Source organism: Pseudomonas sp. R-28-1W-6 (assembly GCF_009799925.1).
In the GTDB taxonomy this organism is placed as follows: Bacteria; Pseudomonadota; Gammaproteobacteria; order Pseudomonadales; family Pseudomonadaceae; genus Aquipseudomonas.
In genome coordinates, this window is the sequence record NZ_WELK01000003.1 from 411,750 (window position 1) to 425,430 (window position 13,681).

Genomic DNA, 13,681 nt, shown 5'->3' on the forward strand with positions numbered 1-13,681 from the left:
ACATGCCATTGCTACGCGCCACCTGCGTCCTCCTGCTCGGCCTGCTGCTCAGCGCCTGCGCCAGCCGCACGCCGCTGCCGGAATCCGCGCCGAGCCTGAGCCTGCCGCTGTCGCTGCATATCCAGCGCGCTCAGGCCGGAACCCGTGCGGACTGGCTGCTGGTGGTGCAGGGCGAAGGCAGCGCGCTGCGCTGGTCGCTGTTCGACCCGCTCGGCGTGCCGCTGGCGCGCCAACTGCTGGAGAGCGGGCAGTGGCACAATGACGGCCTGCTGCCACCGAATGCCGAGGCCCGCGAGCTGTTCGCCGCCCTGCTGTTCGCTTTGACGCCCAGCGCCGAGCTGGCCCAGCGCTACCCGCAAGGCGACTGGCAACTGGCCGGCGCGGGCCAGCGCCGGCTCAAGCCGGACTGGCGGATCGACTACCGCACGCCGCTGCACTTCACTTTGAACACCTCGCCCGACCTGCACTACCGGGTCGCGCCGCTGCAACCGGAAGCAAGCCCTTGATGCCCAGTTACCTCAACGCCCTCGGCCTGCTCTGTGCCCTCGGCCAGGGCCAGCAGGCCGTGGCCCGCGCGCTGCTGGCCGGCGATGCCTCGGGCATGCGCGCCGAGCCCAGCTGGGTCGCCGAACGCGCCCTGACCGTCGGCGCCGTGCGCGGCGAACTGCCCGCGCTGCCCGACCTGGCGCTGCCGCCGAGCCGCAACAACCAGCTGCTGCTGGCCGCCGCCCTGCAGATCGAAGCGCCGCTGCGCGCAGCCATCACTCGCTACGGCGCCACCCGCGTCGGCGTGGTGCTCGGCACCAGCACCTCGGGCATCGAGGAAGCCAGCCAGAGCATCGCCCAGTACTACCACCAGGGCGCGCTGCCGGCGCACTACCACTACGCCCAGCAGGAGCTGGTCGCCCCGGCCAGCTTCCTCGCCGCCTGGCTGGGCCTGGACGGCCCCTGCTACAGCATCTCCACCGCCTGCACCTCCAGCGCCCGCGCCCTGCTCAGCGCCCATCGCCTGCTGCAACAGGGGCTGTGCGATGCGGTGATCTGCGGCGGCGTGGACAGCCTCTGCCGGCTGACCCTGAACGGCTTCTCCGCGCTGGAGGCGGTGTCCGCCGAGCCGTGCAACCCCTTCTCACGCAACCGTCACGGCATCAATATCGGCGAGGGCGCGGCGCTGTTCCTGATGACGAAAGAACCGGCGCCGATCGCCCTGTTCGGCGGCGGCGCCAGCTCCGACGCCCACCATATTTCCGCGCCGCATCCGCAAGGCCTCGGCGCCCAGGCGGCAATGCGCAGCGCCCTAGCCAGCGCCGGCGTGGCCGCAGAACAGATCGATTACCTCAACCTGCACGGCACGGCGACCACGCACAACGACGCCATGGAAAGCCTGGCCACCGCGGCGGTGTTCCCGACCGGGGTGCCCTGCTCCTCGAGCAAGCCGCTGACCGGCCACACCCTCGGCGCCGCCGGGGCGCTGGAAGCGGCCTTCTGCTGGCTGACGCTGAGCGAGCACAACCCGGAGGCGCTGCTGCCGCCGCACCTGTGGGATGGCCAGGGCGAGCCCGAGCTGCCGGCCCTGCAGCTGGTTGCGCCTGGCACGCGCCTGAACAAGGCCGGCGGCCGCCGGCTGATGAGCAACTCCTTCGCCTTCGGTGGCAGCAATGTCAGTCTGATCCTCGGAGATGCACCATGAGCCTGTGGCCGATCGCCGAACTGATTCCCCATGCCGGCAACATGATCCTCATCGACGAAGTGCTGCGCTTCGGCGACGACGACGTCGAGACCCGCCTGACCGTGCGCCCCGGCGGCCTGTTCAGCCAGGCCGACGGCAGCCTGCCGGCCTGGCTCGGCGTCGAGCTGATGGCGCAGAGCATCGCCGCCTACGCCGGCTGCCAGGCGCGCCAGGCCGGCCTGGCGGTGGAGCTGGGCTTCCTGCTCGGCACGCGCAAGTACGAGTGCAATGTCGAGTGCTTCCCGGCCGGCAGCACACTGCATATCCAGGCCACCCGCACCCTGCAGGACGACAACGGCATGGGCGTGTTCGAGTGTCGCCTGAGCGGCCCCGGCATCACGGCCTTCGCCCGCCTCAACGTATTCCGCCCACCGCAGGTGGCCAGTTATCTTCAGGAAGAATTTCAGGAACCCCAGCCATGAGCGAAAAACAGTCATGAGCGAAACCATTCTGGTCACCGGCTCCAGCCGCGGTATCGGCAAGGCCATCGCCCTGCGCCTGGCACGTTCCGACTACGACCTGGTGCTGCACTGCCGCGCGCGCCGCGATGAGGCCGAAGCGGTGCAACGGCAGATCGTCGAGCTGGGCCGGCAGGCGCGCATCCTGCAATTCGACGTGTCCGATCGCGCCGCCTGCCGGGAGGCGCTGGAGGCCGACATCGAGCAGCACGGCGCCTACTACGGCGTGGTGTGCAACGCCGGGCTGACCCGCGACGGCGCCTTCCCGGCACTCTCCGAGGACGACTGGGACCAGGTGCTGCGCACCAATCTGGACGGTTTCTACAACGTCCTGCACCCGCTGTGCATGCCGATGATCCGCCGCCGCAAGGCCGGACGCATCGTCTGCATCACCTCGGTCTCCGGGCTGATCGGCAACCGCGGCCAGGTCAACTACAGCGCCTCCAAGGCCGGCGTGATCGGCGCGGCCAAGGCCCTGGCCATCGAGCTGGGCAAGCGCAAGATCACGGTCAACTGCGTGGCGCCGGGGCTGATCGATACCGAGATCCTCGACGAGCAGGTGCCGGTGGAGGAAATCCTCAAGATGGTCCCGGCGGCACGCATGGGCACCCCGGAAGAGGTCGCCGGGGCAGTGAATTTCCTGATGTCCGAGGAGGCGGCGTACATTACCCGCCAGGTCCTCGCCGTGAATGGTGGATTGTGTTGATGAAACGTGTGGTCGTCACCGGCATGGCCGGCATCACTTCGCTGGGCAGCGACTGGCCGAGCATCGAAGCGGCCTTCCAGGCGGGGCGCAGCGGCATCCGCTACATGGCGGAGTGGGACCGCTTCAGCGAGCTGAACACCCGCCTTGGCGGCCCGGTGGACGACTTCGTCCAGCCCAAGCGCTGGACGCGCAAGCAGACGCGCAGCATGGGCCGGGTATCCAAGCTGGCGGTGTACGCCGCCGAGCGCGCCCTGGAGCACGCCGGCCTGCTCGGTGACGAACGCATTCAGGACGGGCGCATGGGCGTGGCCTGCGGCTCGTCCACCGGCAGTACCGAGGAGATCAAGGCGTTCGGCAACATGCTGCTGAACTCCGTCGCGGATGGCCTCAACGCCAACTCCTACATCCGCATGATGCCGCACACCACGGCGGCCAATATCAGCATCTTCTTCGGCCTCAAGGGCCGCCTGATCCCCACCTCCAGTGCCTGCACCAGCGGTAGCCAGGGCATCGGCTACGCCTACGAGGCGATCAAGTTCGGCCGCCTGCCGATGATGCTGGCCGGCGGCGCCGAGGAGCTGTGCCCGACCGAGGCCATGGTGTTCGACGCGCTTTACGCCACCAGCCTGAAGAACGCCACCCCGCACCTGTCGCCGCGCCCCTACGACAGCGGCCGCGACGGCCTGGTGATCGGCGAAGGCGCCGGCATCCTGGTGCTGGAAGAGCTGGAACACGCGCTGGCGCGTGGCGCCACCATCCATGCCGAGATCGTCGGCTTCGGCTGCAACTCCGACGGCATCCACGCCACCAAGCCGGAACAGGCGACCATGCGCGGCGCGATGGAGTTGGCCCTGGCCGATGCCGGCCTGCCCGCGTCGGCCATCGGCTACGTCAACGGCCACGGCACCGCCACAGAGCAGGGCGACATCGCCGAGACCCAGGCCACCCACAGCCTGTTCGGCCCACAGATGCCGATCAGCTCGCAGAAGAGCTTCCTCGGCCATACCCTGGGCGCCTGCGGGGCGCTGGAGTCCTGGTTCAGCATCGAGATGATGAATGCCGACCGCTATGCGCCGACCCTCAACCTCGACCAGATCGACCCGGCCTGCGCCGAGCTGGACTACCTGCGCGGCGAGTTCCGCCAGATGCACAACCAGTACGTGATGAACAACAACTTCGCCTTCGGCGGGGTAAATACCTCGCTGATCTTCAAGCGCTGGAACTAAGAAGACCGGAGTCGTCGCGCCGGGTCCATCGGGCGCGCCAGAATCCAGCGCCAGTTGCACCTGGCGCCACCCCCGCTCCAACCCAAGCCTCGTCAAGGAGACGACAATGCAAATGAAGAACTGGACCCTCGCCGCCCTGCTGTTCGCCGCCACCCTGCCGGCCGTCAGCCAGGCCCGCGACACCACCCTGTTCCCGGATTTCCAGGCCGCCGTACAGGAAGCCACCGCCGCCGGACGCCTGGATGGCAGCGTGAAGTTCTACCTGGCCGGCACCCAGCCTGCGGGCAAGCTCAGCGTCGTGCGCTCGGGCGTGACCACCAGCAAGAAGACCAACGCCTTCAACAAGAGCGACGAAGGCGCCTGTTCCTGGGCCCTGCAATCGGCGCTGATCACCATGCAGAACGCCGCCAAGGCCGCCGGCGCCAATGCCGTGGTCAACCTGGCCAGCAACTACAAGAACATCGAGTACAAGAACGCGCAGAACTACGAATGCCACGCCGGCGCGATCATGGCCGGTGTGGCGCTCAAGGGTGACCTGGCGATCGTCAAGTAACAGGCTAACGCCGCTCACTCGCGAGTGAGCTGGCACGGCAGAAAAGAAAAGGGCCGCAGATGCGGCCCTTTTTCATGCGTCGGCGGTCAGCCGTGATACTGCGCCGACAGCTCGTGTACCGCCTCGAAGAAGGCGCCGGCATGGGCCGGGTCGACTTCCGGGGTGATGCCGTGGCCGAGGTTGAACACCTGGCCGCTGCCGTGGCCGTAGCTGGCCAGGATCCGCCCCACCTCGGCACGGATCGCCGCCGGGTTGGCATACAGCACGCTCGGGTCCATGTTGCCCTGCAGGGCCACCTTGGCGCCGACGCGGGCGCGGGCGCTGCCGATGTCGCAGGTCCAGTCCAGGCCCAGGGCCTCGGCGCCGGTCTCGGCCATGGACTCCAGCCACAGGCCGCCGCCCTTGGTGAACAGGATCACCGGCACGCGGCGACCGTCGTGTTCGCGGATCAGGCCGTCGACGATCTTCTTCATGTAGGCCAGGGAGAACTCCTGATAGGCCGCGGCCGACAGGCTGCCGCCCCAGGAGTCGAAGATCTGCACGGCCTGGGCACCGGCCTTGATCTGCCCGTTGAGGTAGGCGGTGACCGACAGGGCCAGCTTGTCGAGCAGGGCGTGCATGGCCTGCGGGTTGTCGTAGAGCATGGCCTTGGACTTGCGGAAGTCCTTGGACGAGCCGCCCTCGACCATGTAGGTGGCCAGGGTCCAGGGGCTGCCGGAGAAGCCGATCAGCGGCACGCGGCCGTTCAGCTCGCGGCGGATGGTGCGCACCGCGTCCATCACGTAGCCCAGGTCCTGTTCCGCATCGGGAATCGGCAGGGCCTCGATATCGGCCAGGCTGCTGATCACCTTCTGGAAGCGCGGGCCTTCGCCGGTCTCGAAGTACAGGCCCTGGCCCATGGCGTCGGGAATGGTCAGGATGTCGGAGAACAGGATCGCCGCGTCCAGCTGCGGGTAGCGATCCAGCGGCTGGATGGTGACCTCGCAGGCCAGCTCCGGGTTCTTCATCAGGTTGACGAAGTTGCCGGCCTTGGCGCGGGTGGCGCGGTACTCCGGGAGATAGCGACCGGCCTGGCGCATCATCCACACCGGGGTGACGTCGACGGGCTGCTTGAGCAGGGCACGGAGGAAACGGTCGTTCTTCAGGGCGGTCATGGCAGAGTCCTAGAAAAAAGTGCGGGCATTTTCGCAGAGCGCAAAACAAAAGGCACGGCGAGTGCCGTGCCTTTTGTCTGTCGCGACGATTTGCCGCGCGAAACGCCGTCAGACCTGCAGGTAATCCAGGATGCCTTCGGCGGCGTTGCGGCCTTCGAAGATCGCCGTCACCACCAGGTCGGAACCACGCACCATGTCGCCACCGGCGAAGATCTTCGGGTTGCTGGTCTGGTGCTTGAACTGGCTCTGCTCCGGCGCCACCACGCGGCCCTGGCTGTCGGTGGCGATCTGGAAGTCGGCAAACCACGGCGCCGGGCTCGGGCGGAAACCGAAGGCGATCAGCACGGCATCGGCCGGGATGATTTCCTCGGAACCGGGGATCGGCTCGGGGCTGCGACGGCCACGGGCGTCCGGCTCGCCGAGACGGGTCTCGACCACCTTGACGCCTTCCACCTTGTCCTCGCCGACGATGGCGATGGGCTGGCGGTTGAAGAGGAACTTCACGCCCTCTTCCTTGGCGTTCTTCACTTCCTTGCGCGAACCCGGCATGTTCTCTTCGTCGCGACGGTAGGCGCAGGTGACCGACTTGGCGCCCTGACGGATGGAGGTGCGGTTGCAGTCCATCGCCGTGTCGCCGCCGCCGAGTACCACCACGCGCTTGCCCTTCATGTCGATGAAGTCCTCGGCGGACTTCTCGAAACCGAGGTTGCGGTTGACGTTGGCGATCAGGAAGTCCAGCGCGTCGGTCACACCCGGCAGGTCTTCACCGGGGAAGCCGCCCTTCATGTAGGTGTAGGTGCCCATGCCCATGAACACGGCATCGTATTCGGCCAGCAGCTGGTCGAGGGTGATGTCCTTGCCGATTTCGGTGTTCAGGCGGAACTCGATGCCCATGCCGGTGAAGACTTCACGGCGACGGCTGAGCACGCTCTTTTCCAGCTTGAACTCGGGGATGCCGAAGGTCAGCAGACCGCCGATTTCCGGGTTCTTGTCGAACACCACCGGGGTCACGCCGTTGCGCACCAGCACGTCGGCACAGCCGAGACCGGCCGGGCCGGCACCGATCACCGCGACGCGCTTGCCGGTCGGCTTGACCTTGGACATGTCCGGGCGCCAGCCCATGGCAAACGCCGTGTCGGTGATGTACTTCTCCACCGAACCGATGGTCACCGCGCCGAAGCCGTCGTTGAGGGTGCAGGCACCCTCGCACAGGCGGTCCTGCGGACACACGCGGCCGCAGACTTCCGGCAGGGTGTTGGTCTGGTGGCTCAGCTCGGCGGCGGCCAGGATGTTGCCTTCGGAAACCAGCTTCAGCCAGTTGGGAATGAAGTTGTGCACCGGGCACTTCCACTCGCAATAGGGGTTGCCGCAACCCAGGCAACGGTGTGCCTGGTCGGCGGCCTGGGCCGGTTTGAAGGGTTCGTAGATCTCCACGAACTCCTTCTTGCGCTGGCGCAGGAGCTTCTTCTTCGGATCCTTGCGCCCGACTTCGATGAACTGGAAGTCATTGTTCAGACGTTCAGTCATTTCAAAACCTCATCAACTACTTCAGGCGCAATTACTGCGGGTTAGCACGGGTGCTGCTGAGCAGCGAGCCCAGGCTTGCCGCTTTCGGTTTGACCAGCCAGAACTTGCGCAGGTAGTCGTCCAGGTTTTCCAGCAGGTTGCTGCCCCACTCGCTGCCGGTCTCCGCCACATACTCGGCCAGTACGCCCTGCAGGTGGCTGCGGTAGGCTTCCATGGCTTCGTTGTTGATGCGTTGGATTTCCACCAGCTCGTGGTTGACGCGGTCGACGAAGGTGTTGTCCTGGTCGAGCACATAGGCGAAGCCACCGGTCATGCCGGAACCGAAGTTGACCCCGGTCTTGCCCAGCACACAGACGAAGCCGCCGGTCATGTATTCGCAGCAATGGTCGCCGGTGCCTTCCACCACGGCGTGGGCGCCGGAGTTGCGCACGGCGAAACGCTCACCCGCGGTACCCACGGCGAACAGCTTGCCGCCGGTGGCGCCGTACAGGCAGGTGTTGCCGATGATCGCCGATTCCTGGGTCTTGAACGGACTGCCCTTGGGCGGAACGATGACCAGCTTGCCACCGGTCATGCCCTTGCCGACGTAGTCGTTGGCATCGCCTTGCAGGTACATGTTCAGGCCGCCGGCGTTCCACACGCCGAAGCTCTGCCCGGCGGTGCCCTTGAAGCGGAAGGTGATCGGCGCGTCCTTCATGCCCTGGTTGCCGTGGGCCTTGGCGATCTCGCCGGAAATCCGCGCGCCGATCGAGCGGTCGCAGTTGCAGATATCCAGTTCGAACTCGCCGCCGCTCTTGCCGGCAATCGCACCCTTGGCCATCTCGACCATCTTCTCGGCCAGCAGGCCCTGGTCGAACGGCGGGTTGCGGTCGACTTCGCAGAACTGCGGCTTGTCGACCGGCACGTGGTCGCTGCCCAGCAGCGGCGACAGGTCCAGGTGCTGCTGCTTGGCGGTTTCCCCCGGCAGCATCTCGAGCAGGTCGGTGCGCCCGATCAGCTCGCCCAGGCTCGGTACGCCCAGCTTGGCCAGCCACTCGCGGGTGTCCTCGGCGACGAAGGTGAAGTAGTTCACCACCATCTCGACGGTGCCGATGAAGTGGTCCTTGCGCAGCTTGTCGTTCTGCGTGGCGACGCCGGTGGCGCAGTTGTTCAGGTGGCAGATGCGCAGGTATTTGCAGCCCAGGGCAACCATCGGCCCGGTGCCGAAACCGAAGCTCTCGGCGCCGAGGATGGCGGCCTTGATCACGTCGAGGCCGGTCTTCAGGCCGCCGTCGGTCTGCACCCGCACCTTGCCGCGCAGGTCGTTGCCGCGCAGGGTCTGGTGGGTTTCGGCCAGGCCGAGTTCCCACGGGCTGCCGGCGTACTTGATCGAGCTCAGCGGCGAAGCGCCGGTGCCGCCGTCGTAGCCGGAGATGGTGATCAGGTCGGCGTAGGCCTTGGCCACACCGGCGGCGATGGTGCCGACGCCGGCTTCCGCCACCAGCTTGACCGAGACCAGCGCCTGCGGGTTGACCTGCTTGAGGTCGAAGATCAGCTGCGACAGGTCTTCGATCGAGTAGATGTCGTGGTGCGGCGGCGGCGAGATCAGGGTCACGCCGGGCACCGCATAGCGCAGACGGGCGATCAGTCCGTTGACCTTGCCGCCCGGCAGCTGGCCGCCTTCGCCGGGCTTGGCGCCCTGGGCCACCTTGATCTGCAGCACTTCGGCATTGACCAGGTATTCCGGGGTCACGCCGAAACGGCCGGTGGCCACCTGCTTGATCTTCGAGCTGCGCACGGTGCCGTAGCGGGCCGGGTCTTCGCCGCCCTCACCGGAGTTGGAGCGACCACCGATGCGGTTCATCGCCTCGGCGATGGCTTCGTGGGCTTCCGGCGACAGTGCGCCGAGGGAGATCCCGGCGGCATCGAAGCGCTTGAAGATCGACTGCAGCGGCTCGACCTGATCGAGCGCCAGCGGCTGCTCGGCCAGCTTGACCTGCAGCAGGTCGCGCAGCATCGACACCGGGCGGGTGTCGACCAGCGCGGCGTATTCCTTGTACTTCTCGTAGTTGCCCTGCTGCACGGCGGCCTGCAGGGTGTTGACCACGTCCGGGTTGTAGGCGTGGTACTCGCCGCCGTAGACGAACTTGAGCAGACCGCCCTGCTGGATGGCCTTGCGGTTGTTCCAGGCCTCGAAGGCCAGCAGCTTCTGCTCGGCCTCGATATCGACGAAGCGCGCGCCCTTCAGGCGGCTGGCGACGCCACGGAAGCTCAGCTCGACCACTTCATCGGCCAGGCCGACCGCTTCGAACAGCTGCGCGCCGCGGTAGGAAGCGATGGTGGAGATGCCCATCTTCGACAGGATCTTCAGCAGGCCCTTGGAGATGCCCTTGCGGTAGTGCTTGAACACTTCGTCCAGGTCGCCGAGCACTTCGCCGGTGCGGATCAGGTCGGCCAGCACTTCGTAGGCCAGGTACGGGTACACCGCCGAAGCGCCGAAGCCGAGCAGCACGGCGAAGTGGTGCGGGTCGCGGGCGGTGGCGGTCTCGACCAGGATGTTGCTGTCGCAACGCAGGCCGGTCTCGGTCAGGCGGTGGTGTACGGCGCCGACGGCCAGCGAGGCATGGGCCGGCAGCTTGCCCGGGGCGATGTGGCGGTCGGTCAGCACCAGCTGGGTCTTGCCGGCACGCACCGCTTCCTCGGCCTGGTCGGCGATGTTGCGCACCGCCGCTTCCAGCCCGACGCTCTCGTCGTAGTTGAGGTCGATGACGTGGCGTTCGAAGCCCGGCTCGTCGAGGGCCATCAGCGAGCGCCACTTGGCCGGCGAGATCACCGGCGAGCTGAGGATCACGCGGATCGCATGGTCGGGCGACTCCTGGAAGATGTTGCGCTCGGCACCGAGGCAGATCTCCAGGGACATGACGATGGCTTCGCGCAGCGGGTCGATCGGCGGGTTGGTGACCTGGGCGAACTGCTGGCGGAAATAGTCGTAGGTCGAACGCACGCGTTGCGACAGCACCGCCATCGGCGTGTCATCGCCCATCGAGCCGACCGCTTCCTGGCCCTGTTCGGCCAGCGGACGCAGGACCTGGTCACGCTCCTCGAAGGTGACCTGGAACATCTTCATGTATTGCTTGAGCTGGTCGGCATCGTAGCTGGCCACGCCCTGGTCGTCGGCCAGGGTCGCCTGGATGCGCACGGCATTCTGGCGCAGCCACTGCTTGTAGGGGTGGCGCGACTTCAGGCGGTTGTCGATGTCGTCGGTGCTCAGCACCTGGCCGGTCTCGGTATCCACTGCGAGGATCTGCCCCGGGCCGACGCGGCCCTTGGCCAGCACGTCTTCCGGCTGGTAGTTCCACACGCCGATTTCCGAGGCGAGGGTGATGTAGCCGTTCTTGGTGGTGACCCAGCGCGCCGGGCGAAGCCCATTACGGTCGAGCAGGCAGACGGCGTAGCGGCCGTCGGTCAGCACCACGCCGGCGGGGCCGTCCCACGGCTCCATGTGCATGGAGTTGTACTCATAGAACGCACGCAGGTCGGCGTCCATGGTTTCCATGTTCTGCCAGGCCGGCGGGATGATCATGCGCACGCCGCGGAACAGGTCGATGCCGCCGGTGACCATCAGCTCGAGCATGTTGTCCATGCTCGAGGAGTCGGAGCCGACACGGTTGACCAGCGGGCCGAGCTCTTCCAGATCGGGGATCAGCTCGTTGGCAAACTTGGTGCGCCGGGCCTGGGCCCAGTTGCGGTTGCCGGTGATGGTGTTGATCTCGCCGTTGTGGGCGAGGAAGCGGAACGGCTGCGCCAGCGGCCATTTCGGCAGGGTGTTGGTGGAGAAGCGCTGGTGGAATACGCAAATGGCGGTCTGCAGGCGCTCGTCACCCAGGTCCGGGTAGAACTGCTGCAGGTCGGCCGGCATCATCAGGCCTTTGTAGATGATGGTCTTGTGCGAAAAGCTGCAGATGTAGTGGTCGGTGTCGGCGGCATTGGCCACCGAGGAGCGACGACGGGCGCTGAACAGCTTGATGGCGAAGTCCTGGTCGGACAGGCCTTCGCCGCCGACGAACACCTGCTCGATCTGCGGCAGACGCTCCAGGGCCAGGCGGCCGAGGACGCTGGTGTCGACCGGCACCTTGCGCCAGCCAACCAGGGTCAGGCCGGCAGCGAGGATTTCGCGGTTCATGTTCTCGCGCGCGGCTTCGGCCTTGGCCGGGTCCTGGTTGAAGAACACCATGCCCACGGCGTACTGCTGCGGCAGTTCGACACCGAAATGCTGCACGGACATGGCGCGCAGGAACAGATCCGGCTTCTGGATCAGCAGACCACAACCGTCACCGGTCTTGCCGTCGGCGTTGATACCGCCGCGGTGGGTCATACAGGTCAGGGCTTCAATGGCAGTCTGCAGCAAGTTGTGACTTGCCTCGCCCTGCATATGGGCGATCAAGCCGAAGCCGCAGTTATCCTTGAACTCATCAGGATGGTACAGACCTGCTTTCATAGGGACTCTCACCAGGCTGCCTTTATAGGCAAATTGCTTTCTAATTCATCGACCTACCTGCCACGCGCGCAGGGGAAAACCCCAGCATGGCGCAGGCAAAGGGCAGACATTGTACATACGCACCCCTGGCGTCACAAATCTTCGTGACGGGGGGATGAAATCTTATGTCGCGCAGAAGAAAGGCAGTGACCGGCCGTTCGTGTTAGCACCGACCAGTCACCGAACCACTCGCAAATAATGGACCACTAACGGGCCTGCACGGCCTCTTGCTGGATACTGGCAAAACTGCGCGGCCAGGGTTTGCCCGCCTGTACGCTGGCCGGCAGCGACTTGATCGCCGCCTGCGCCGCCGCCCGACTGGAAAACTTGCCGTAGGTCACCACATACAGCGGCTGGCCCTGGTGCATTTTCTTGAAGTAGCGGTACTCCGCGCCGTTCTTGCTGATGAAGGCCTGCGCCCCACCCTCCGAGCGGGTACCGAGAATCTGCAGGGCAAACTGGCTGGCGGGTTGCGCTCCATACCAACCCGCGCTCGCGGAGCCGGTCTTGGCCACGGCGACGACAGCCGGCTTGGGCTGGGGCGCGGCCGGCTTGGCCACGGCCACCGGCTTCGGCGCGGCTGCCGCCACCGGCACTGCAGGCGCAGCGACTGGCTGCACGGGCGCCGCGACGGGCGTAACGGCAGCCGGGGGCGCGTTCGGCACGGCAACCGGCGCGACCGGTTGCGCGGGCGGCAAGGCCGCCAGGTTTTCCGCCTCACCACCCTCTTCGCCTTCGGCCATCCCAGAGGCCTGCGCCAGCGGCTCGCGAATGACCGGCTGGGCCTCGCCCACCAGCGGCAGCGGCAACGGCTGACTGGAGCCGGCGAACTCGATGGACGCACCGCCCTCGGACTTGGCTGCCGGGTCCGGCTCCGCACCAGCCGTTGCGTCCGCGACCGGCGCCACGGCCTCGGACTGCACCTGCGCCGGCGACTCCTGCGCCAGACGCTCCTGCCGCCCCTGCATGAACCACGCAGCGCCGAGCCCGATCGCCACCACCACCAGAGCCAGCAGGTGCTTTCGCGGCAAGCCCAGCAGGCCCGCCGAACCGCTCGCCGCGTTGCGCTGGGCCAGCATCGCCTCGATCAGCACGTCACGCGCCACCTGGTTGATCCGCCCGGGCCAGCCACCGGAAGTGAGGTAGATATCGGTTACCTGGTCATCCGAGAGCAACTCGATACCCTGTCCCGCACCGTCCAGACGCTGGGCCAGGTATTCCCTCACCTCATCCTCACTGTAGGGTTGCAGCTCGATGGCGTGAAAACGCTCTTCGCCGTCGGCCAGAGCCTCGAGCCGCGAGATCAGGGCAGTTTCGGCAAACAGGAACACATGCGGGCGCGCCTCGCCAGCACCCGCCGCCAGGGCGAACAAACCCTCCAGCGTGGCATCCGCCAGCTGCTCGGCATCATCCACCAGCAGGTAGACCTCCTGACCGGTCAGCGCCAGCTGCGCCACCTGCGCGAGAATGCTGCGCACATCGAACTGCTGCATCCCCAGGCCCTGGGCGATCTGGCGGAACAACCCGGCCGGATCCCCCGCGCCGCGAGCCGACACCACTACACTCTGCACCGCCTGCTTGTTGGTGCTGGCGACCAGCGCCTGGCGCAGCAGCGTCTTGCCGCTGCCAATCGGCCCACTGACCACCAGCAGCAATTGGCTGTAGCGCGCCAGGTGATGCAACTGCCCCAGCACCGGCTTGCGCTGCGCCGGGAAAAAACGGAAGCCCGGCACGCGCGCGGCGAAGGGGTCATGGCTGAACTGGTAATGGCCGAGGTAGGCCTCATCGGCATGCAAACTGGTCATGGAACTC

Annotated in this window: 10 protein-coding genes; 6 read left to right on the top strand and 4 right to left on the bottom strand. The window is 66.8% G+C overall.

The window, feature by feature from the left end:
• Positions 1 to 2: 2 nt before the first annotated feature.
• The 6 genes from F3I62_RS09535 (at position 3) to F3I62_RS09560 (ending at position 4,672) form a co-directional block, all read left to right on the top strand.
• Positions 3 to 506: a hypothetical protein gene (locus tag F3I62_RS09535; protein WP_372240103.1), complete on the top strand. Its 504-nt coding sequence runs from the start codon at positions 3 to 5 to the stop codon at positions 504 to 506.
• Complete coding sequence (locus tag F3I62_RS09540) at positions 506 to 1,690, top strand: beta-ketoacyl-[acyl-carrier-protein] synthase family protein (RefSeq protein ID WP_160489409.1); 1,185 nt, start codon at positions 506 to 508, stop codon at positions 1,688 to 1,690. Before F3I62_RS09535 ends, F3I62_RS09540 begins: the two co-directional genes overlap by 1 nt.
• A complete protein-coding gene (locus tag F3I62_RS09545) occupies positions 1,687 to 2,151 on the top strand; it encodes a hotdog family protein (RefSeq protein ID WP_160489410.1) in 465 nt (154 codons plus the stop codon). Before F3I62_RS09540 ends, F3I62_RS09545 begins: the two co-directional genes overlap by 4 nt.
• Before the next feature lie 13 nt (positions 2,152 to 2,164).
• On the top strand, positions 2,165 to 2,893 hold the full coding sequence (fabG, locus tag F3I62_RS09550) for a 3-oxoacyl-ACP reductase FabG (protein WP_160489411.1): 729 nt from the start codon (positions 2,165 to 2,167) through the stop codon (positions 2,891 to 2,893).
• Positions 2,893 to 4,119, top strand: a complete 1,227-nt coding sequence (locus F3I62_RS09555) for a beta-ketoacyl-ACP synthase (RefSeq protein ID WP_160489412.1) — start codon at positions 2,893 to 2,895, stop codon at positions 4,117 to 4,119. The genes fabG and F3I62_RS09555 overlap by 1 nt, the downstream gene beginning before the upstream one ends.
• Positions 4,120 to 4,225: 106 nt before the next feature.
• Positions 4,226 to 4,672 carry an excinuclease gene (locus tag F3I62_RS09560; protein ID WP_160489413.1) on the top strand — a complete coding sequence of 149 codons (447 nt, stop codon included), beginning with the start codon at positions 4,226 to 4,228 and terminating at the stop codon, positions 4,670 to 4,672.
• A gap of 86 nt (positions 4,673 to 4,758) precedes the next feature.
• Here the strand turns inward: F3I62_RS09560 and hemE are convergent, their stop codons facing one another.
• The 4 genes from hemE to F3I62_RS09580 form a co-directional block, all read right to left on the bottom strand.
• Complete coding sequence (gene hemE / locus F3I62_RS09565; RefSeq protein ID WP_160489414.1) at positions 4,759 to 5,826, bottom strand: uroporphyrinogen decarboxylase; 1,068 nt, start codon at positions 5,824 to 5,826, stop codon at positions 4,759 to 4,761.
• Between the two features lie 108 nt (positions 5,827 to 5,934).
• Positions 5,935 to 7,353 carry an FAD-dependent oxidoreductase gene (locus F3I62_RS09570; protein ID WP_160489415.1) on the bottom strand — a complete coding sequence of 473 codons (1,419 nt, stop codon included), beginning with the start codon at positions 7,351 to 7,353 and terminating at the stop codon, positions 5,935 to 5,937.
• Positions 7,354 to 7,384: 31 nt separating this feature from the next.
• Positions 7,385 to 11,830 carry a glutamate synthase large subunit gene (gene gltB / locus F3I62_RS09575; RefSeq protein WP_160489416.1) on the bottom strand — a complete coding sequence of 1,482 codons (4,446 nt, stop codon included), beginning with the start codon at positions 11,828 to 11,830 and terminating at the stop codon, positions 7,385 to 7,387.
• A gap of 245 nt (positions 11,831 to 12,075) precedes the next feature.
• Positions 12,076 to 13,674, bottom strand: coding sequence for an AAA family ATPase (locus tag F3I62_RS09580; protein ID WP_160489474.1), 1,599 nt, complete (start codon positions 13,672 to 13,674; stop codon positions 12,076 to 12,078).
• Positions 13,675 to 13,681 lie beyond the last annotated feature (7 nt).

Excerpts from the sequence above, each read along its gene's own strand:
- F3I62_RS09535 (WP_372240103.1), top strand. The coding sequence starts at position 3 with ATGCCATTGCTACGCGCCACCTGCGTCCTCCTGCTCGGCCTGCTGCTC.
- F3I62_RS09540 (WP_160489409.1), top strand. The coding sequence starts at position 506 with ATGCCCAGTTACCTCAACGCCCTCGGCCTGCTCTGTGCCCTCGGCCAG.
- F3I62_RS09545 (WP_160489410.1), top strand. The coding sequence starts at position 1,687 with ATGAGCCTGTGGCCGATCGCCGAACTGATTCCCCATGCCGGCAACATG.
- fabG (WP_160489411.1), top strand. The coding sequence starts at position 2,165 with ATGAGCGAAACCATTCTGGTCACCGGCTCCAGCCGCGGTATCGGCAAG.
- F3I62_RS09555 (WP_160489412.1), top strand. The coding sequence starts at position 2,893 with ATGAAACGTGTGGTCGTCACCGGCATGGCCGGCATCACTTCGCTGGGC.
- F3I62_RS09560 (WP_160489413.1), top strand. The coding sequence starts at position 4,226 with ATGCAAATGAAGAACTGGACCCTCGCCGCCCTGCTGTTCGCCGCCACC.
- hemE (WP_160489414.1), bottom strand. The coding sequence starts at position 5,826 with ATGACCGCCCTGAAGAACGACCGTTTCCTCCGTGCCCTGCTCAAGCAG.
- F3I62_RS09570 (WP_160489415.1), bottom strand. The coding sequence starts at position 7,353 with ATGACTGAACGTCTGAACAATGACTTCCAGTTCATCGAAGTCGGGCGC.
- gltB (WP_160489416.1), bottom strand. The coding sequence starts at position 11,830 with ATGAAAGCAGGTCTGTACCATCCTGATGAGTTCAAGGATAACTGCGGC.
- F3I62_RS09580 (WP_160489474.1), bottom strand. The coding sequence starts at position 13,674 with ATGACCAGTTTGCATGCCGATGAGGCCTACCTCGGCCATTACCAGTTC.